The organism is Chitinophaga sp. ARDCPP14 (assembly GCF_051362515.1).
Classification (GTDB): Bacteria; Bacteroidota; Bacteroidia; order Chitinophagales; family Chitinophagaceae; genus Chitinophaga.
This window is the reverse complement of the sequence record NZ_JBKIXB010000004.1, coordinates 137,990-157,436: the sequence shown is the minus strand read 5'-3', so window position 1 is coordinate 157,436 and position 19,447 is coordinate 137,990. Positions and strand designations below refer to the sequence as shown.

The 19,447-nt window shown below is 46.0% G+C and carries 18 protein-coding genes; 8 read left to right on the top strand and 10 right to left on the bottom strand.

Features of this window, described 5'->3' with window-relative positions; all coding sequences use genetic code 11:
• Positions 1–10: 10 nt before the first annotated feature.
• The 3 genes from ACLHR0_RS13040 to ACLHR0_RS13030 all read left to right on the top strand — a co-directional run bounded on the left by ACLHR0_RS13040 (position 11) and on the right by ACLHR0_RS13030 (position 4,022).
• Positions 11–988, top strand: a complete 978-nt coding sequence (locus ACLHR0_RS13040) for a FecR family protein (RefSeq protein WP_436487139.1) — start codon at positions 11–13, stop codon at positions 986–988.
• A gap of 15 nt (positions 989–1,003) precedes the next feature.
• The gene (locus tag ACLHR0_RS13035; RefSeq protein WP_429050776.1) at positions 1,004–2,812 is read left to right on the top strand and encodes an STN and carboxypeptidase regulatory-like domain-containing protein; all 1,809 of its coding nucleotides are present in this window, start codon (positions 1,004–1,006) and stop codon (positions 2,810–2,812) included.
• A gap of 70 nt (positions 2,813–2,882) precedes the next feature.
• Positions 2,883–4,022 (top strand): hypothetical protein, encoded by a 1,140-nt coding sequence (locus tag ACLHR0_RS13030; protein WP_436487137.1) that lies wholly within the window; start codon positions 2,883–2,885, stop codon positions 4,020–4,022.
• Positions 4,023–4,068: 46 nt separating this feature from the next.
• Here ACLHR0_RS13030 and ACLHR0_RS13025 read toward each other — a convergent pair whose 3' ends face one another.
• Positions 4,069–4,938, bottom strand: a complete 870-nt coding sequence (locus tag ACLHR0_RS13025) for a hypothetical protein (protein ID WP_436487135.1) — start codon at positions 4,936–4,938, stop codon at positions 4,069–4,071.
• Positions 4,939–4,998: 60 nt separating this feature from the next.
• Entirely contained in the window at positions 4,999–5,865 is an 867-nt protein-coding gene (locus tag ACLHR0_RS13020; RefSeq protein ID WP_429050773.1) for a helix-turn-helix domain-containing protein, read from the bottom strand.
• A 78-nt stretch (positions 5,866–5,943) separates the two neighbouring features.
• Between ACLHR0_RS13020 and ACLHR0_RS13015 the strand changes: the two genes are divergently transcribed.
• On the top strand, positions 5,944–6,363 hold the full coding sequence (locus ACLHR0_RS13015) for a hypothetical protein (RefSeq protein ID WP_429050772.1): 420 nt from the start codon (positions 5,944–5,946) through the stop codon (positions 6,361–6,363).
• A 192-nt stretch (positions 6,364–6,555) separates the two neighbouring features.
• Positions 6,556–9,093, top strand: a complete 2,538-nt coding sequence (locus tag ACLHR0_RS13010) for a phosphocholine-specific phospholipase C (protein WP_436487132.1) — start codon at positions 6,556–6,558, stop codon at positions 9,091–9,093.
• A 44-nt stretch (positions 9,094–9,137) separates the two neighbouring features.
• Here the strand turns inward: ACLHR0_RS13010 and ACLHR0_RS13005 are convergent, their stop codons facing one another.
• From ACLHR0_RS13005 to ACLHR0_RS12980, 6 genes are all read right to left on the bottom strand, one after another.
• Entirely contained in the window at positions 9,138–9,830 is a 693-nt protein-coding gene (locus tag ACLHR0_RS13005; RefSeq protein ID WP_370908344.1) for a hypothetical protein, read from the bottom strand.
• Positions 9,830–10,828 (bottom strand): glycosyltransferase, encoded by a 999-nt coding sequence (locus tag ACLHR0_RS13000; RefSeq protein WP_436487130.1) that lies wholly within the window; start codon positions 10,826–10,828, stop codon positions 9,830–9,832. Before ACLHR0_RS13000 ends, ACLHR0_RS13005 begins: the two co-directional genes overlap by 1 nt.
• Positions 10,829–10,847: 19 nt before the next feature.
• On the bottom strand, positions 10,848–11,861 hold the full coding sequence (locus ACLHR0_RS12995; protein WP_436487128.1) for a glycosyltransferase: 1,014 nt from the start codon (positions 11,859–11,861) through the stop codon (positions 10,848–10,850).
• Entirely contained in the window at positions 11,840–12,451 is a 612-nt protein-coding gene (locus ACLHR0_RS12990) for a class I SAM-dependent methyltransferase (RefSeq protein ID WP_429050766.1), read from the bottom strand. Before ACLHR0_RS12990 ends, ACLHR0_RS12995 begins: the two co-directional genes overlap by 22 nt.
• 23 nt (positions 12,452–12,474) lie before the next feature.
• Complete coding sequence (locus ACLHR0_RS12985; RefSeq protein WP_429063100.1) at positions 12,475–13,425, bottom strand: hypothetical protein; 951 nt, start codon at positions 13,423–13,425, stop codon at positions 12,475–12,477.
• Positions 13,426–13,487: 62 nt separating this feature from the next.
• Positions 13,488–14,306 carry a DUF5672 family protein gene (locus ACLHR0_RS12980; protein WP_436487125.1) on the bottom strand — a complete coding sequence of 273 codons (819 nt, stop codon included), beginning with the start codon at positions 14,304–14,306 and terminating at the stop codon, positions 13,488–13,490.
• A 238-nt stretch (positions 14,307–14,544) separates the two neighbouring features.
• Between ACLHR0_RS12980 and ACLHR0_RS12975 the strand changes: the two genes are divergently transcribed.
• Positions 14,545–15,132, top strand: coding sequence for a hypothetical protein (locus tag ACLHR0_RS12975; RefSeq protein ID WP_429050763.1), 588 nt, complete (start codon positions 14,545–14,547; stop codon positions 15,130–15,132).
• A gap of 157 nt (positions 15,133–15,289) precedes the next feature.
• On the top strand, positions 15,290–16,849 hold the full coding sequence (locus tag ACLHR0_RS12970) for a L,D-transpeptidase family protein (protein WP_429063102.1): 1,560 nt from the start codon (positions 15,290–15,292) through the stop codon (positions 16,847–16,849).
• A 2-nt stretch (positions 16,850–16,851) separates the two neighbouring features.
• Here the strand turns inward: ACLHR0_RS12970 and ACLHR0_RS12965 are convergent, their stop codons facing one another.
• Positions 16,852–17,610 (bottom strand): murein L,D-transpeptidase catalytic domain family protein, encoded by a 759-nt coding sequence (locus ACLHR0_RS12965; protein WP_436487123.1) that lies wholly within the window; start codon positions 17,608–17,610, stop codon positions 16,852–16,854.
• Positions 17,611–17,934: 324 nt separating this feature from the next.
• On the opposite strand from ACLHR0_RS12965, the gene ACLHR0_RS12960 reads away from it, so the two are divergent.
• A complete protein-coding gene (locus tag ACLHR0_RS12960) occupies positions 17,935–18,714 on the top strand; it encodes an Fpg/Nei family DNA glycosylase (RefSeq protein ID WP_429050760.1) in 780 nt (259 codons plus the stop codon).
• Here ACLHR0_RS12960 and ACLHR0_RS12955 read toward each other — a convergent pair.
• On the bottom strand, positions 18,703–19,443 hold the full coding sequence (locus ACLHR0_RS12955; RefSeq protein ID WP_436487120.1) for a DUF72 domain-containing protein: 741 nt from the start codon (positions 19,441–19,443) through the stop codon (positions 18,703–18,705). The genes ACLHR0_RS12960 and ACLHR0_RS12955 overlap by 12 nt on opposite strands.
• Positions 19,444–19,447 lie beyond the last annotated feature (4 nt).

Sequence of the window (19,447 nt, the reverse complement as noted above, 5' to 3'; positions counted from 1 at the left end):
AAGTGCATCCGTGAAAAAGACATCTACACATATAAACGACGACCTGCTGGTAAAACACCTGCTGGACATTACCACACCATCCGAAAAAGCAGCCGTAAACGCATGGCTGGCAGAGGATACGGAGCACCAGCGCTATTTTGAACACTTCCGCCTGATATGGGAGGAGAGCCGTAAACTGGCAGCGGTAAGCACGGTGAATGAAAGTGATGCATGGTCACGCTTCCAGCAACGAGTAGGTACCAACGACAATACCACCCGCATCGTAAAACTGGATACCGGCATTGCCTGGCGACCTATACTCCGCATTGCCGCCATATTCATCGTCATGATAGGCGCTGCCGGCGCCTGGTTTATCTCGCAGAACCGGAATACCCCGCTGATCGTGAGCTCCGGGGAACAAATCAAACAGGACGTTTTGCCGGATGGCTCCCAGGTAACACTGAATAAACAATCTACTATTACCTATGCCGGCAACAGGAAACAACGCTCGGTAAAACTGGAAGGCGAAGCTTTTTTTAACGTGGCACAGGACCCCGGAAAACCATTCGTGATAAAGGTGAATGATGTAACAGTGACGGTATTAGGTACTTCTTTCAATGTTAAAAGTATACACGGTAAAACAGAAGTAATTGTGGAAAGCGGCGCCGTGGAAGTAACAAAAAACAATAACAGTGTACAGTTAAAACAACATGAAAAAGCGGTGGTAACAGACCAGGAGACCGCTCCCAGCAAACAAAGTAATACAGATGAATTGTATAACTACTACCGCACCCAAACATTTGTATGCAATAACACTCCTTTATGGAAACTGGTGGAGATTCTGAATGAAGCATACGGCGTAAACATTGTTATTGCAAATAACGATAAACGCAATCTGCAGATTAACTCTACCTTTACCAACAGTTCGCTGGATAGCACTTTAAAAGTAATCGGGCTTACTTACGAGATCACCGTGGAGAAACAGGGATCACAAATCACACTGAAATAATAGCCTTCGTACTGTATGTTACTACCTAAGCAATTGCTGACATTATTATTTGTTTGTTGTTTTTCACTTCCACTGGCGGCCCAGCAGCTACTGAACAAAACGGTTAGCATCGATGCAAAGCAGCGGCCACTTTCGGAAGTGCTTACCACCATCAGCAAGCAGGGCAACTTTTATTTCTCGTATCTCAGTACCATCCTCCCACAGGATAGCCTGGTAAGCATCTCCGAAAAAAATAAAACGGTAAAACAGGTACTCGATATTTTATTCAACGGTGATTATTTATATAAAGAATCGGGGAACTATATCATCCTGCTGAAAAAATCATCGGGACAAGTATACTACCTGATCAGCGGGGTCGTCACGGACCGGAAAACAGGACAACGGCTACCCAATGCGAGTGTGTATGAACGACAGCAACTCATTTCTACGCTAACAAACAACGACGGTTTCTTCAGGCTGCGGTTAAAGGATAAATATCCTACCGCAGCCATTAGTGTTAGTAAGGACCTCTATGCAGATACTTCTCTTTTGCTTACTACTGGCTACGACCAGGAAATTACTGTAAGTATTGCTCCTGCTACTTATCAGCTGAAAGTGGTGGATATAACCGGGCACTCGCACGTGGAAAAAACCTGGTTCGGTAACATGTTTTTATCTTCCCGTCAGAAGCTGACCAGCTTGAATATTGGTGGCTTCCTGGCTGACAAGCCTTACCAGGTATCTCTCACGCCGGGTTTGGGGACCCATGGCAAAATGAGCGGACAGGTAGTGAATAAGTTTTCCATGAACATGCTTGGTGGCTATGCTGCCGGGGTAGATGGCGTGGAAATAGGTACTGTTTTCAATATTGTGAAAAACGATATGCAGCATGTGCAAATCGCCGGCATGGTGAATGTAGTTGGAGGAAAAACCAAAGGCGTGCAACTGGCAGGCTTTCACAATAATGTACTGGACTCCATGAAGGGCGTACAGGTGGCTGGTATCAGCAATATCACGGAAGGTAACATGGAAGGTGTGCAAATCACCGGCGGTATTGGCCAGGTATACGGAAATATGAACGGAGCATCTATACAAGGGATCGCGGGTGTGATACGAGGTAATACACGAGGCTGGCAGGTAGCCGGTGGAATTACTTATAACGGTAAAAATCTCGACGGGCTGCAACTGAGCGGCCTGGCCAATTATAACGCGAAAGACGTTTATGGTGCGCAGATTACAGGTGGCGGCAATATTAACCGTGGGGTGATGAAAGGCGTGCAGATTGCCGCTATTTTTAACTATGCGCGGCAAATGGATGGTGTGCAGATTGGGCTGGTAAATATTGCAGATACGGTAACGGGGTATAGTATCGGCATCATCAATATTGTGCGTAAAGGGTACAAAAAAGTGGTGTTATTCAGTACAGATGTGCTGCCTTTTAATATCGCCTGGAAAGCCGGTCGCAGTGAGCTATACAGCATCCTGCTGGGTGGCGGGGATTTTGGCGAAAACAATAAGGCATGGTCGCTGGGATATGGTATCGGTAAAATTATCCCGTTCAATAAAACGTTGTCGTTATCCACAGAAATTACCGCGCAGAATATTTTCCTGGGCAGCTGGGAGCGTAATACGCAGATTTTCCGTTTACAGCCTTCTCTCCAGGTGAAACTATCCAAACGCATCAGCTTATTTGCGGGGCCCGCGATGGCGATCTATTTTGACGATAAAATAAGACCCATGCCCGGTTATAAGTCGGTCGATTTTGGTGCGCACTATCCCTCTTTTAATATAGGCAACTCAGTTACTTCCTGGCTGGGATGGCAGGCTGGTATCAGTCTTTTTTAAATTTCATTTTCCGCATAGGGGTATAAGTTCTTCAACGTGTCGTTATACAGTACGAAATAACTAACACACCATGAGAACATTTTACTTCAGCAGCCGGATCATTTGTTTTTTTGTTTCCGTTTTATTCTTTGTCACAGCGGCTTACGCGCAAACGCCGCTTACCAGTCCTGCGCATATTGGTTTTGTATACCCGTTGAGCAGCAATGGAAAAAATGCAGCAGCCTATACCAATCATTTTTCATTACATATTATTGCCGGCGTGTCCAAAGCTGAAACAGGCGCGGCAATCGCGGGTATTTCCAATATCATCAAAGACAGCGCTACCGGTGTACAGGTAGCCGGGTTTTCCAATCACATTGGTAAAACGTTTCACGCAGTTACGGTAGCAGGTTTTATGAACCAGGTGAAAACCAGCGCCAACGGCGTTATGGTGGCAAGTTTCCTGAACCTGTCCGGCAGTTTGCAAGGTTTCCAGATGGCAGGTTTCGCCAACCTCGTGCGCCAGGATGTAAAAGGTACGCAGATAGCAGGTTTTATGAATATGGGCGCTAATAATTCACAGGCGCAGGTAGCAGGATTTGCAAATATTGTAAAGAAAGATGCCAACGTACAGATAGCCGGCTTTATGAATAAAGCAGAGAATGTGCATACACAGATAACTGGTTTCCTGAATATTGCCAAAAAGGTGAAAGGCGTGCAGATAGGTTTTATTAACATCGCGGATAGCAGCGAATGCCCGATTGGTGTGATCAACATCGTGAAAGGCGGGGAAAAGCAGGTAAGTGTAAGCATCGATGAAACTGCCACCACCATTGCCTCTTTCAAATCAGGCGGAAGAATATTGTACGGTATTCTCGGAGTGGGATATAACTTTAAAGATAATCCCAATCCGCTGTACGCCCTGCAGGCGGGTATTGGTGCGCATCTTCCATTGTTGTCACATTTCAGGATCAATGCAGAAGCCACCACGCTGGTGCTTTCCGATTTCAAAAAAGGATATTATCACCGTCAAACACTGGGCATATTTCCCGCCTACCGATTCGGCAGCAGGGTAGAAGTATTTGCCGGGCCTACGCTTAATTTCGTGCAAACGGAACATGGTGTGGGAGCGGAGTTGAGCAACCATTATGTATGGTCCGAGCATAGGAACAACGACAAATTTCATGGTGGATATATTGGCGGAACCGCCGGTGTACAGGTAAGATTGTAAGCATTATTTTCAGTGGAGGAAGCGCACTTCCTCCACTGAAATATTTTTATTTTGAGATATTGTACCGTAACACGTTTCCCTCCAGCATAGCAGGTACAATCGCCGCACCGGTGGCATCCAGTGTAAAATCAGCCGGGCCGGCAATCAGTTCCTCATTCAGCGTGGTGATACGGCCACTGGCCAGGTCCAGTTTTAGCAGTATTCCTTTCTTCTCAAAAGCTACCCAGTCGGATACGATCAGCTGTGTATTATGTGTTGTAAGTGCAATGCCATCATAATAACCCGGCCGGCTGGTGAGGGGTTTGAATACTTTCTCCGTTGCTGTCATATCTATATAACCAATTTGTCCATCTGGTTTATTATTGCCGCCAAAGCCGCACACATACAGCTTTTTACTGCGGGCGTCATATGTCACACCATTGGTACCTTTTATGGGCGTGGTGTATACCAGTTCCTCAACGCGCGGATTTTTACCGGGATACACCAGGAAGAGTTTATTTACATCAGTTGCAGAAACCACCAGGGTAGTGTCGTTGATGGCGGTGATATCATTCACGAAAGCGGTGGCGGGTGCTAAGCTGATATTGTATAACTGTTTACCGGTGCTCAGGTCGTATCCCTTTACTTTATCGATATCTGCTACAAAGAGCGTGTGATGCAGGATAAAAGCGCCTTTAGGTGCATCCAGTCCTTTTGCGAAGACGGTGCCGTTGCCTTTTTTGTCCATACGGAAAATGATCCCGTTACCATCTTTTTTGGTGGGGTTGCCGCCTTCGCCAATGTCTGCAATATAATAATTGTCGTTGTCTGTTGCTACGCTTTCCGGCGCGTGCATAAATGCGGAACTATTGAGTTTTTGTTGTGCAAAAGTATGACCGGCCATCAGGATGAAAGCCAATACGGATATACGTTTCATAGTTGATAATATTTTTATCAAAGGTATATCCGACGGAGATGGAGCAGTAGCAGGAATCGTTCAGAAAATAGCATTTTTAGCCCGTTGTGCATTTTTGGGTGTAGTGCCGTATAGCTGCCGGTATTGTTTTATAAAGTAAGATACATTTTCAAAGCCGCACTCGTAGGCGATTTCATTGACATTGTTGCGGGAATGCAGGAGGAGTTCACGGGCATGTTTCAGCCGTTCTTCATTGATCCATTTTTTTGGAGGAGCATCGTACAGGCGGGCAAATTCCCTTTTAAAGCTGCTAAGACTTAGCCCGCACATTTTCGCATATTCTTCCAGGGTAAAAGGTTGAAAAAGGTTATTGCGGATGATCAGGGAAATATTTTCCGCACTGTTGTCGAAAAGATGGGAAAGGAATGCCCGGACAGATTGCCGGTGTTCGCCGCAAAGCAACAGCAGCAGTACTTCCTGTATTTTCAGTTCCAGCAACCGGGTGGTATGGGTGTTGGGATGCTCCAGGTAATCCAGGATGCTGTTCCGCACCTGCAGCAGGTTATTTTTACAGGAGATGACTACCGGGGATCCCGCTTGTGTGGTAGGAGCGGATATGCCATCTTCACTGATAAAGGAACGGAGCAAGGTATCATCTACGCACAGTAAAAGCGACTGGTAATCGGTGCCATCCGTAATAAAATCGGTCATCAGATACACGCCTCTTTTCAGCAGCACCAGATCGCCGGCATGTGCAATAATATCACCTTCCGGGAAGTGCATATGCTTGGTGCCCCGTAGAATGAACACGAGGGAGTTTTCTGTAAGAAACCCCTGTTCTTCACCGGGTTCATTAGATTGCCTGAACCACGCCACCAGTGACTTCCCGGCATGTTGTTGCCGGACGGCCGGTATATGTTCAAAGGCCTTTGGGTATCGCAGTAACATACCATAAAAATACGGATTAGCGCGGAATTATATGTTTATGGCATTGTATTTGGTAAAATAAATTAAAAGCAACTCAATATGAAAACATGGTTTTACCTGCCGCTGCTGTTACTGGGTTTTATATTGCCCGGTTGCACAAAAACAACCAATGAAGTAGTCATCCCTAACCAAACGATTTTGTTTGAAATAAACCCGAACGACTGGGGATTTGATGCTGCTACCGGCGTTTACTTTTACTCCATTCCTGTATCGGAATTAAATAATGTAAACCAGTTGGATGGTGTGATCGTTTCTATGGCCAGATATGATGCCAGCAACCCAACAGTGGTACCACAGTCATTTGAATTATTGCCGCAGGTGTATAACAATCAGTCTTATTTCATTATTCACGATGATCAGGCAGTAGAAGTAGATATCAAAGGTGTAAACGGTGTTAACTCACAAAAACCGGCTACCAAAGTGAGAGTGAAAATTGTATTGATACCTTCTGCGCAGTAAACCGGCTTTACCATTTCTCAACATATATAAAGGCTTCCGTGGAAACGGGCGCCTTTTTTATTTCCGTTAAACCGGAACCATAATAATAAAATAACAGCCATTCTTCATAGTAAGTTGCGTATAGCACAGGATTTTTACTATTTTCCATCTTTCGTAATCCCTTTACAGTGTACATGAAAAATTCAACGAATAATGGATAACAGAAGAGATTTTATTAAGAAGGCGGCGTTGCTATCCGGAGCTGCCGGCGTTTTCAGTGCCCTGCCGGCGTCTATCCAGCGGGCAATGGCCATTGATCCCAAGCCGGGTACCACGTTCCTGGATGCAGAACACATTGTAGTGCTGATGCAGGAGAACCGCTCCTTTGACCACTGTTATGGAACGCTCCGCGGAGTACGGGGCTACAATGATCCACGTGCTATCCAGCTGCCCAATAAAAACCTGGTGTGGTTGCAGAGCAATGCCAACAATGAAACGTATGCCCCTTTCCGGCTTAACCTGAAGGAAACAAAGGCTACGTGGATGAGCAGCCTGCCGCATTCATGGGGTAACCAGGTAGATGCCCGTAACAACGGCAAATACGATAAGTGGCTGCTGGTAAAAAAATCAGGCAATAAAGACTGGGCCCCGATGCCCCTCACACTGGGTTATTATAACCGGGAAGATATCCCGTTTTATTATTCCCTGGCAGATGCGTTTACCGTATGTGACCAGAATTTCTGCTCCTCATTAACCGGTACCACGCCCAACAGGCTTTATTTGTGGACGGGTACCCTGCGCGATGAGCAGAAGGCTGATTCCAAAGCTAACGTATGGAACGAAGATGTGGACTATGGCCGGGAAGCGCATTGGACCAGCTTCCCCGAACGCCTGGAAGACAACGGCGTTTCCTGGAAAATTTACCAGAATGAAATCAGCGCCGCGGGCCTGGAAGGGGAAAAGGACGGCATGCTGGCCAACTTTACCGATAATCCTATAGAGTGGTTCGCTGCCTATAATGTTCGTTTCGCAGCGGGGCATATCCAGTACCTGCAACGCAAAATCAAAGAACTGCCCGCTGAAATAAAAACACTGGCATCCAAACTGGCTGGCACTTCCGGGGAGGAAGCCACCAAGCTGCAAAAGCAACTGGATCAGCGTAAAGCGGAACTGGAAAGAGCAAAGTCTGATGCAGAAAAGTTTACAGCGGCTAATTTTGCAAAATTGCCGCAGCGCGCGCAAAATCTTCATAAAAAAGCATTTACCACCAATATTGGTGATCCTGATTACCATGAGCTGGAAACTCTCACCTACAAAGACGGAGACACGGAAAGAACTGTGCAGGTGCCAAAAGGAGATATCCTCCACCAGTTCAGAACAGATGTAAATGAGGGCAAGCTGCCAACTATTTCCTGGCTGGTGGCACCGGGCGAATTCTCCGATCACCCTGGATCGCCATGGTATGGCGCCTGGTACGTATCTGAGGTACTGGATATCCTTACCCGCCAGGAAGAGGTATGGAAAAAGACCATCTTCATTTTATGTTATGATGAGAATGATGGCTATTTCGACCACGTACCTCCGTTTACCGCACCGCATAAACCCGGTACCGGCAAAGTGTCTGCAGGAATTGATACCGGTATTGAATATGTAACACGTGCGGAAGAAGAAGCAAAGAAATATCTCAGCGCAGATGAAATCAGGGAAAGCCCTATCGGGCTGGGATACCGCGTACCATTGGTAATTGCATCGCCCTGGAGCCGTGGTGGCTATGTAAATTCACAGGTATGCGACCATACTTCCATCCTGCAGTTAATGGAGCATTTCCTGGAGCATAAAACCGGTAAGCCAGTTAAAGAAACGAACATTTCTGCCTGGCGCCGTACGGTGTGCAGTGATCTTACTTCCGTATTCCGTCCTTTTAATGGGGAAAAAATATCAGTGCCATTTCCTGAAAGGAACGAGTTCATTGAAACGATCTACAATGCGAAGTTCAAGAAGCTGCCGGATGAATTTAAGCTGCTCACTGCGGAGGAAATTGCGAAGATCAACGCCAATCCCGCCACAGCAGAATGGATGCCACAGCAGGAGAAAGGTACCCGTGTTGCCAACGCATTGCCTTATGAATTATACGTAGGCGGAAAACTGGGAGCGGATAAGCAATCGTTTGAGATCAGTTTTGAAGCGGCCAGCAAGGTATTTGGCGACCGGGCTGCCGGCGCTCCCTTCAATGTATATGCGCCCGGCAAATACCTGCAGGAAACCACGCAAACAATGGAACCGGTACGCACCTGGTCGTACGCTGTGAAGGCAGGAGACCAACTGAAAGATACCTGGCCGCTATCGTCTTTTGAAGACGCGCATTATCACCTGAGAGTATACGGCCCCAACGGGTTTTACCGTGAGTTTACCGGCGATGCCGGCGACCCGCAGGTGGAAATCCAGTGCAGCTATCAACGGACCCTTACCAACAGTAAGAAGCTGACCGGGAACGTAGAATTGAAACTGGTAAACCGCGGCACGCAGCCGGCTACCTTTACCATCAGCGACCTGGGGTATAACAAAGGCGTGCTGAAGAAAACAGTAGCCGCACGAACAACCGCCACCTTAGTAATAGATCTGGCTAAAAGCCACGGCTGGTACGATTTCTCTGTAAAGACCACCGGCAGTGATGGGTTTGCACAGCGTTATGCCGGCAGGGTGGAAACCGGGAAAGAAAGCGTGAGCGACCCGGTAATGGGAAGAGTATAATAATATTTACCTGAAGGCGTCTCTTTAACAGGAGACGCCTTTTTTTATTGTCCTATGGGAGGAGATTGTTTTTTATCCGTGAGCTTCAAACGGAGTTTGGTAAATAACGGTAATATTGATTTACACTTCTTTATAAAGCGTTGCGATAAATCGTGGCGCGACAGGAACGCATGATAAATGCGATCGTTGTAAGTAGTGCCGTATCCGAATTTATTATGTTCCGGATGATGCAGATACCATTGCTCGTCTTCGATATGGGTGGGCCACCAGTATTTTACATGGCCGCCCTGCCGGATAATTTCTTCTGTCAGGTTTTGCCCTGCATCCATATCTTCTGTCATATTCATATCCGGGTATCCCAGCTCTTTCAGATAAGCCGTGGAAATACCGAAGAAGAATGGCGAAACGTACAGGTTTTTTGCATCGCGCAGGTGATTAGCCGTTTGCGCGGCGCCGGCAATGGTACGGGGTTCGCGAAGATCTTCCAAAAGATCAGATAGCCACTCTTTACGCGTGGGCACGCAATCAATATCAAAAAAAATCAGGTAGTCGGTATCAGTAACGGTTCTGCATATATGATTCAGAAAATCGCCATGACTGAATTGTTCATCAATAATATGATGTACCGGTACTCCGAATTTACCAAACACCGCTTTTTGGTACCGGGGTACGCGGGGATTTACTTTATGATTATAAAAAGAGAATACCTTAAACTGCTTTCTTCTTTCTCTTGCCATCATTTATTATTTAAGAATTTTTTAATTGAGCTGGTTACTTCGTCCTGTTCGCGTGCAAATGGCGACAGGTAAAAGAGTACCTGTCTTTCTGTTGTCAGATCCCTTTTAGATAAACCTATTCTTGCCAGCAGTATCCGGAAGGGAGTTATCGCGAGTAAGCGCCACCTGTTTTTATGTTTGTTTTTGTTGTGCAGGAAAAGCGCCCTGTCGTACACGCTCAGCACTTTTGTGGCTTCGCGGATGCCGTCCATCAGGCGGTCCCTGTAATCTATTGTTAATCTTTCTGCCGGTATAAAATGTTTCAGCTTCAGATCTTTATCATAATATAAAGTAAACCCCCACAGGAGCAGGCGTTTGCAGTATTCGAAATCGTCGCCGGTGGTGAGTTTTTCCCCATTCCTGCCGTTCAGGAGGGAAGGGTACCTGTCGTCAAATACCTGCAGGAACAGCGCCCGGCGGGTAATCAGCCCGGCGCCGAGCAAAAACCCGCGATGTGTTACATCGCCCGATTCTTCCGCGGGAATGCCAATGGCATATTTATCTTTGTATTCTTCAAACCAGTCGGGATAAGCTGCCGAATTTGTTACCGGAACATTTTGTCCGCCTGCAGCTCCTATCTTTTTATCTTTCAACATCACCTGCCATGAAAGATAAACGTAGTTTTTATCCAGCAGGTTATCATCATCACAAAATATGAGGCATTCATAATTAGCTTCCCTGGCGCCTCTTTTCCGGGCATACATTTGCCCGCGTGTAAGCTCCTCCACTACCCGGCAGGTGGCGTTCGCCGGTTTATTTTCCTTCCACACCGTGCTGGTGTATTCAACGGTGTTATCTGTTGAGGCGTTGTTAACTAATATAATCTCCCAGGAAAAACCTTCCGGAACTACCTGTTCATTCAGATGCGCTAATGTTTGCGGCAGCCGGGAAGCGCTGTTATAGCAGCAAATAATAACTGAAACGCCTTTCATATTACTTTCCGGAATCTTCCACTTCATATTGATAATTATTTTTAAGCTACTCCACTTTTAGTATCCTTACTATCTGGTTTACCGGCAACGGTATTGGTTTATCCAGTGCGGTATAGGTGCCCGCATTGGTGGCAATGAATTCCACGAGGTCAAACATTTTGTGCGGATCTTTACTCCACCGGGCCCTGATGAATTTCTTCAGGGATTTCCGGGAGAATTTCCATCGCGGCATTATTTTTTGTTCGAGCGATCTTTTTTGTTCCGGGAATACCTGTAACAGGCAGGTTTCATAACAGATAAATGTGCCATACAGCAAGCGTTGAAGGTATTGGCTGTTGGCCCGGCTGCGGGGTATGATATGCGTAAGTTTCAGGGCGGGGGATACGCCTGCCTCGTATCCTTTGCTGATGCAGTGTAGTACCATTTGGGTATCTTCTCCGCTGCTGAGTTTATTCCCTTTTCTTCCCGAGGCAGTAAAGCGTCCCTGGCGGGCCAGCTGCACAAATTCTTTTAACAGGGAAGCGGTGGTGCAAAGACCGGTACCAAAAGGATAACAGGATTGCCATGAAGTTTCGCGTGCGGTTCTTACCGTTTGTTCTTCCCGTTGCTGAAAGGCCATGCTGGCAAAATGCATAATGGCAGCATCTACGCCGTCAATGAAATCCACCTTCACCTTACCAGGGCCCCAGGCTGCCACGTTAGGGAATTGTTCGTTTAGTTTTTTTAGTTCCCGGAGGTAATCCCTTTCCGGTTCATTGTCGTAATCAAAGTATACGATAAAGTTGCCAGCGGCTTTTTCTATGGCCGCCATCCGTGCATAATTTACGCCCTGTTCCCGTACCAGGAGGAGGTGCATGCCGGGGATCTTTTCTTCAAACTCCTTTACATATGATTGCTGGTGGAGTGGGAGATCGCTGTTATTATCCACTAAAATAACTTCGGTGGAAATGCCGGTAGTGTCCAGGCGGTATACTGCTTCCAGGCAACGTTGCAGGATGCGTTCGTCCGGGTTAAAGGTGCATATGACCAGCGAATAATCTATCGTTTTTTTCCAATCCATAACGAGTCATATTGCCTGGAAAAATTAAAATGGTCGCCTGCCAGGTTCTGGATTACATAAGTAGGTCCCAGTTCATCCCGGTCCGGGTAGTAATCGTGGAAAGCGATGTAGCCGCCTCTTACCACTTTAGAGGCGTATAATTCAAAATCCGATCTGCATCCTGCGATGGAGTGGTCGCCATCGATAAAGAGGAAGTCGATCTTTTGAAAATCGTTGTGCATTTCATATGAGTAGCCTTTCTTCACGATGATTTTATCATGAACAGACAGGCGTTCCATATTTTCCGTAAAGCGGATCAAAAGATCGGTAGTGGCGCCTTTTTCTGCATATTCCTTCCGGCTTCCCTGGTCGAACCCTGCGTCTGCATTAAATGGATCAATCGCATAGATTTTTCCTGACCGGAGTCCTCTTGAAATGCAGTAAGTGCTTTTGCCCTGCCAACTGCCAATTTCCACCACTACTGCATCGCGACGCAATTTGCGGGCGGTAAGGAACAGCCCCAGCGCTTCCCGTTCGGTTAGCCATCCATCTATTTCGTAATAGGGGTGGATCTTTTTCAGGGCAGATTTTTCTATCATTTTTTTAAACATACTGCTGGACGTTTGAGGATGATTTATTTAAAAAGACTTCTTACCCACCGTTTAAACCGTCTTCTCAGCAGTTGCTCTTTTTTTACTTTTTGCCATTTCTCTTCGAGCCTAAAGTCTTTGCTTAAAAAATAATAATCGGCGCGTTTTTCCGGCGTAAAATGCAAAGGATGCACCAAAGGTTTTTCCAGTTGTTCCGCCGGTAAATTGGCGTGATCTTCCGGGACATTATAAGTGTGGGTGGCATCCGGCCTGAACCCTAAGTTGCTGATCAGATTTACATTTGGTGTAATACATAGTCCATTCCGGAAAAAGTTAATCAGGTTAAACTGGTAGTCCCAGGAATCTATTTCTTTTCTTTTTAATTTTTGAAAGATTTCGATCCATCCATCGATCAGGAACTGATCACTAAAGATATTTTCCAGTACAGCAACGGCGTCTTTTTCGTTATAGTGTTCCAGGTCGATGTCGTATGCTTCCCATGCCCGCCGCCAGCTTGCCCATCCCCAGATGTGGCTGTATTGTGAGAAATAATAGCTGCCGTTTCCCCACTTTTTTCCCATCTGCAAATTGGTACCGGTGATATTTACCATACGGGTATCGTGCCGGTACCGGGGAAGCAGCTGATCGCAAAAGTAGAAGAAGTCGTTGGTGGGCAGGCAATCATCTTCCAGGATAATACCTTCCTCTTCCTGTTGAAAAAACCAGGTCACAGCTTCCGCTACAGCAACCTTGCAACCTTTATTTTCTTCACTGAATAGTTTGTGCACGCTGCAGTCCCAATCTACCTGGTCATAAATCATTCTTGTTTCCCGGCATAGCTGTGTATCTTTTTCTACACCGGCTCGTGGTCCGTCTGCAGCGATATACAACTTAGCGGGCCGGGCTTCTCTTACCCGTTCAAATATTTTTAAGGCAGTATCAGGTCGGTTGAAGGATAATAATAGGACAGGTGATTGCACATGATAATTGGCCATACCTGATAAATAGATGTATAGTAAATTTAATAAAATGATGCATGGTAAACAAGGGTAACTGATCAGTGCACAGTTATCTTCTTTATATGTTCTTTCCAGAAAGGAAATCTGAACCAGGCATGGCATCCGAGTGGTAACCTGCCGTTATTTAATTCATACAGCCGTTCTGGATTTACTTCAAAACTGAATGCAGCGGCGGTTTCCGGCGGAGCTGTTTTGAATGAGGGATCCAGGAGTGGAACTACCTGCGTCCAGATCATATCTTCATTAAAATTTTTCCCGGTATAATATTTTTTAAGATGGATATTAAAAAAGATAGCGTCCTGATCCTGTTTTATTCTTTTCCGTAAAGCGGCGCAGTTGGCATAAATAAAATGGTAGAACTTCCATCTTAGCCTATATCTTCTAAGTAATTTCAGCACGCTAAGACATGACTGTATATTCCGGATAGAAAAACCGGAATTAAGCGCACCATGGAATGGTGCATCCGGTGTTGCATTCAGGTATCCCTCAAAAACAGGCGCTCCTATAAAATCGAAATCGAATCCATGATGCTCGTGTACTTTGGAACTGAAGATATAAGCATCCAGTTCGTAGGTCATCATAAATTCGTAGTCAGCAAATTGCTGGTAAAACGGAACAGATAATTTCATCCGGTTATAGTTTGCCAGAGAAGAAAGCCATGACGGAGCTACCGGTTTTGGGATGAGCCCGGGATGAATTGCGAGAAAGCGGTCGACGGGCAAGCCTTCCGGGAAAACAAGAAAACAGTCGAATGCTTTTAAATGCCTGTAGCAAGCGTGTAGCGATAACGTTTCCTCCTCGGACAACACGGACTTATGTACAGGTATTATTACACAGAGTTTGCGGTGCACGGTCATATTTTAACTATAGGTTATTAAAGAAATGGTTCAGATGATAAAAAGGGTCTATTGTATTTAAACCAACAAAGAGCGATTTTGTTTTAGCCAGGGGCAGGAAGTTATGGAGGGCTACCTGAACTAAATTATCGCATTTTTGTTGTTTGTTTTTTTGTATATTGACTAACGTGTTAAAGATCCCGTTGCCTTGCATCTCCACATATCATTAATTATATTAAATCATCCAAAATCTTCCTTTATGAAATTTTCTTCCCGTCACCTGCCCCTGATGTGCTTATTTGCTGTAATTCTGGCTTTTGCTGCCTGCTCCAAAGACGGAGCCCAGGGCCCTGCCGGAAATCCTGGTCCTGCTGGTCCAGGGGGCCCCGCCGGTCCTGCCGGCCCCGGTGGCCCCAAAGGTGATACCGGTGTGGCCAATGTGATCTACTCGGACTGGCTCAACGTTGCTTTTGATAGTATCCGGGATGAAAATGGCGTGCCAACCGGCGATGGCTTTATTGGCGCCATAGAAATTCCCAAACTGACCAAGGAGATACTATCCAAAGGCGTCATAAATGTTTATTTCAACATTGATTCGGCCGATGCACCTTATATCGTGCCTTTGCCTTACGTGGACCCCTACCTGTTTGTAAGTTTCCGCGCCTCCGAAGGAGGAATCGTTATCCTGGCCAGTCATGATCTCAGCTCGGGCAATTACCCCGGCGAAAAAGTGATCCAGCAGTTCCGTTATGTGCTGGTGCCCGGCGGCGTTGCTGCCCGTAGCGCCAGTGGAGTGGACTGGAAGAATTATAAGTCAGTACAGCAATACCTGGGACTAAAAAATTAACACAGATATTTTCGTGAGAAAGCCCTCCTGGTATCCCCGGGAGGGCTTTTTGTTGCGCTATATGCACAGTTTGTTCCGTCACGGCTACGTCCGCTCTTCCTTTTGCCGCTGTAGCATGGCATCTGGCAACCGGCTTCTAATTTGATAGTAGACCAGTATGAAAAGGCTACTACTGATTACATTGTTTGCATACATACTCAATGGCTGTAACTCCCCGTCTGCGCCAGCCACGTCTGCTGAACACATTAGTCCCCGCAACGCCGGGATTACCCCTGAAAATGCCTATAACGACCTGTTCCTGGACAGTTCGGCGATAGCCGCATTCATCACTGCAGAAAAACTGAACGATACCATTGCTGACCGGTTACGCAGCTTTTATAATGCACGTAATTTCGAGTTTGCCTGGTTCGACAGTAAAGGGCCTGTAGAACAAGCCGCCGCCTTCCGGAGCCTGTACAATTACAGTAACGATAGTACCAGCAACCGGGCGCTTGATAAGCGGCTGAACGCCCTTATGGATGAAGACAGCCTGGTGGTGAGCGCCACAGACAAAGAATTCATTAAAACGGAATTGCAGCTTACCTGGCGGCTCATCAATTATTTCAGGGAAACCGGCGGCAGTATTGGTCAGCTTGAACATATGATACCAGCGCAGCGCTACACCGTGATGGAACTGGCTGACTCCATGCTTAAAACCAATGATAAAATGTTTCCGGCAGTTGCCCCCATGAAGGAACCGCTCAAAGCCTACCGGGAATATGTAAAAAATGGTGGCTGGCAACCATTGCCCGTGATTAAGAAGGGATTAAAAAAAGGGCAATCATCTCCCGAAATTATAGCCGTAAAAAAACGGTTGCAGATAACCGGGGAGCTGAAGCAAAATGACAGCACCGATGTATTTAATGATGAACTGGAAACTGCCATCAATACGTTCCGTAACAGCAATGGATATACGCAAAACGGTGTATTGAATGATACAGTGATCAATGCACTGAACGTTTCTGCGGAAGAGCGGATGCAGGCGCTGCTGCTGAATATGGAACGCATGAAATGGATGCCTGTTAAGCCGCAGGGGAAGCTGATCCTGGTGAATATACCGGCTTTCATGCTACATGTAACGGAGGGGGATAAACGTTTGTTCGATATGGATATTGTGGTGGGAAAAGAAGGACACAGTACGACTATGTTTTCAGGAATGCTGAACCAGGTGGTATTCAGCCCTTACTGGAATATACCCCGCAGCATTGTGCGAAAGGAAATTCTGCCAGCCATTCAGCGCAACAGGGGCTACCTGGCCTCGAAAGATATGGAAGTAACAGGGCAGGCGAACGGGTTGCCGGTGATCCGTCAGCGCCCCGGGCAACGTAATGCCCTTGGCCGCGTGAAGTTCCTGTTTCCGAACAGTTATAATATTTACTTTCATGATACGCCTGAGAAAAGTCTTTTTGACCGTGATAACCGGGCATATAGTCATGGTTGTATTCGACTGAAAGATCCGGTAAAAATGGCGCAGTTTGTTTTGGAGGACTCACCCCAATGGACCAACGAAAAAATTGACAGTGCAATGAACAGCGGAAAGGAAAAGTTTGTGGCGGTGAAAGATCCGGTGCCGGTGATTATTACCTATTTCACGGCATGGACAGAAGGAGGCAAATTATATTTTGCCTCCGATGTATATGGGCATGACGCCGTTTTTAAGGAAAAGCTGTTTAAATGAATTTAAGACGCGGTGCTGTCTTTTACAAGAATGCGGGTATGTGCAGAATAATATTTATCCGGGCTGTAAAGAAACAGGCAGGTACCATTCCTGATGCTGCTGATCACTTTACGGTGCACATTTTCGGGGATGGCGGGACATCCCAGGCTGCGCCCAATATAACCCTGTAATTTACCGAGGTTATCGTTCACATAATTTGCGCTATGCATCACAATACCCCTGCTGAGGGCATTATCGTTGATGCCGGCTTCTTCTCCCTCCAAACGGAGAGAATAACCATGTTCGCCGTTATAGGTATCGCCGGTAACATAAAAACCAAGACTGCTTTTAAAGCTGTTCATCTTGTTGGAAAAAGCATTGGCAATATCCTTACCGGAGTTCCGGCCATGAGAAACGAGCGTATTAAAAAGTAACAGCTTATTCTTCAAGTCTATCACAAACAAACGCTTTTTGGTACTGGGCAGGGAGAAGTCGATAATAGACAACACATCCGGATTTTTGATCCTTCCGTTTTCCTGCAGATGCTCGTATCCTACCAGGGCATTGTCAAACGCCTCCCTGGAAAGACCGGTGGTATCCAGTCGCATCATGTCGTATAAACTTTCCCGTTGAACCGAGTCCGTTTTTACAGCGGTAGCTGGTTTAATAACCGCGGTGGATGTTCCGGCAGTAGTAAGGTTTGTAAAATTTGTAAATAGGAATACGAAAAGACAAATGGTAATAATAAAAATCAACGGTTTAATCACTTTCTTCAATTTCATGTTCACACTCCGTGTTTTATTGGTTTAGAGAAAAGGCATAGACTGCAAATATACCGATTTTTAGGTTTAAAAAGTCCTGAAATCCGCGTCTGAGGCCGCTGAGCGGATATTTTAACAGGCCGTTCACATACATGAAAATTATGTATAAGTGGTTAATATTGGTTAAATGATGGACAATATCAGCAAAAGCTGATCTGCTATGATCCTTATCTTTAGTTTGTTGTTTCGTAAAAGGAAAAAACTGCCATAAAAATGGGCCGGTTATTGCTGCCGGCCCTTTATTATTTCCTCCATATTCGTTAACTTATCTTAAAAATATTCATTATGCCTGAGTTACCTGATCTGCAAGCCTTCCGGCATAACCTGGAAAAGGCGCTACTTCATAAAAAACTGAAGTCCATTACGGTAAAGAACGCGAAGAAATTACATACCAAAGAGGCAGACCTGCAGGCGGCCCTGGAAGGGCAGGTACTGGAACATATACAGCGGGTAGGAAAGGAGTTGCATTTTGTATTTAAAAACGGGCATGTGCTGGGGATGCATTTAATGCTGCACGGGAAATTGTATTTATTTGAAAAGAAGAATGAGCAGAAGCATACTATTGTAGAATTATTGTTTGCCGATGGCACCGGGCTGGCTTTGACGGATTTCCAGGCGGCTGCCAATATCACCCTCGATCCGGAAGAAAAAACGGCACCGGATGCGATGTCGAAAGACTTCAATGAAAGTTACCTGACCGCCCAGCTGGCAAAGAAGAAAATAACCATCAAAAAATACTTGCTGGATCAGCACAATGTACTGGGCATTGGAAACGCCTATGCAGATGATATTTTATGGGATGCAAAGATCTCTCCTTTTTCTGTTGCCAATAAAATACCGGCGGCAAAGATCAAAGCATTGTTGAAATCAGTTAAAAAAATACTCGAAGGAGCCGAAAAGAAAATCCTGAAAAGTAACCCTGATATTATTAATGGCGAGGTCCGCGATTTTATGCTGGTACATAACGCTAAATTAACGGAGAGTCCCGGTGGTGCTCCTATTAAGAAGGATACCGGCGGCGGCCGGAAAACTTATTATACGGATGAGCAGGAACTATTTGAGTAGTGCCATCACCTGTTCCGCATTTTGCAAAGCGTAGCCGTGCCCGTCGTTGTTAAAGAATGCCCAGACTGTATGTTTGTCCTGTTGCCATTCTTTGAATTTGCCGGCATAGGTATCCATCGTTTTTTCAGGATATAGTTTATCGTATTTGCCGTCGGGTCCGTGGAAGCGGACGTAGATATGTTTTGCTGTTATGGCTTCTGCAAACGGCCAGCGGCGCCCGGATAGTGCAATTACCCAGGCAATTTTGTATTGCCGCAATAACGTCATTGCTTCCTCAGAAAGCCAGCTTTCGTGTCGCGCTTCCAGTGCGAAATGATAATCGGGATAGTTTTCAGTCAGCACTTTAAAGAAATGATCAGCTCTTTCTGCATCAAAAGCAGCCGTTGCCGGCAACTGGATGAGTACGGGTCCGAGGTGTTTGATGAAAGGATCGAAGATATCAAAGAACCTGGGCAGTGATTCTTCCGGATCCAGTAATCTTTTCACGTGAGTGATATATCTGCTGATCTTTGGGCAGAAGCGGAAACGCGCCGGCACTTTCTCTATCCAGGCGGCTACCGTTGCAGGTTTTGGGAGATGATAGAAGCTGGTATTTATTTCTGTTACCTTAAATTGTTTTGCATACCAGGGAAGATAGTCAACGGGTTTTAATCCTGTTGGATAGAATATTTCGCGCCAATGCTTATAGCTCCAGCCGGATGTGCCGATATGAATGCCTGCAGTTGCCATTATC

Coding starts and splice junctions, on each gene's coding strand:
- ACLHR0_RS12975 (WP_429050763.1), top strand. CDS start 14,545: ATGAAATTTTCTTCCCGTCACCTGCCCCTGATGTGCTTATTTGCTGTA.
- ACLHR0_RS13030 (WP_436487137.1), top strand. CDS start 2,883: ATGAGAACATTTTACTTCAGCAGCCGGATCATTTGTTTTTTTGTTTCC.
- ACLHR0_RS13035 (WP_429050776.1), top strand. CDS start 1,004: ATGTTACTACCTAAGCAATTGCTGACATTATTATTTGTTTGTTGTTTT.
- ACLHR0_RS12985 (WP_429063100.1), bottom strand. CDS start 13,425: ATGGCCAATTATCATGTGCAATCACCTGTCCTATTATTATCCTTCAAC.
- ACLHR0_RS12955 (WP_436487120.1), bottom strand. CDS start 19,443: ATGGCAACTGCAGGCATTCATATCGGCACATCCGGCTGGAGCTATAAG.
- ACLHR0_RS13015 (WP_429050772.1), top strand. CDS start 5,944: ATGAAAACATGGTTTTACCTGCCGCTGCTGTTACTGGGTTTTATATTG.
- ACLHR0_RS12965 (WP_436487123.1), bottom strand. CDS start 17,610: ATGAAATTGAAGAAAGTGATTAAACCGTTGATTTTTATTATTACCATT.
- ACLHR0_RS12980 (WP_436487125.1), bottom strand. CDS start 14,306: ATGACCGTGCACCGCAAACTCTGTGTAATAATACCTGTACATAAGTCC.
- ACLHR0_RS12960 (WP_429050760.1), top strand. CDS start 17,935: ATGCCTGAGTTACCTGATCTGCAAGCCTTCCGGCATAACCTGGAAAAG.
- ACLHR0_RS12970 (WP_429063102.1), top strand. CDS start 15,290: ATGAAAAGGCTACTACTGATTACATTGTTTGCATACATACTCAATGGC.
- ACLHR0_RS13020 (WP_429050773.1), bottom strand. CDS start 5,865: ATGTTACTGCGATACCCAAAGGCCTTTGAACATATACCGGCCGTCCGG.
- ACLHR0_RS13000 (WP_436487130.1), bottom strand. CDS start 10,828: ATGAAGTGGAAGATTCCGGAAAGTAATATGAAAGGCGTTTCAGTTATT.
- ACLHR0_RS13025 (WP_436487135.1), bottom strand. CDS start 4,938: ATGAAACGTATATCCGTATTGGCTTTCATCCTGATGGCCGGTCATACT.
- ACLHR0_RS12995 (WP_436487128.1), bottom strand. CDS start 11,861: ATGGATTGGAAAAAAACGATAGATTATTCGCTGGTCATATGCACCTTT.
- ACLHR0_RS13010 (WP_436487132.1), top strand. CDS start 6,556: ATGGATAACAGAAGAGATTTTATTAAGAAGGCGGCGTTGCTATCCGGA.
- ACLHR0_RS12990 (WP_429050766.1), bottom strand. CDS start 12,451: ATGTTTAAAAAAATGATAGAAAAATCTGCCCTGAAAAAGATCCACCCC.
- ACLHR0_RS13005 (WP_370908344.1), bottom strand. CDS start 9,830: ATGGCAAGAGAAAGAAGAAAGCAGTTTAAGGTATTCTCTTTTTATAAT.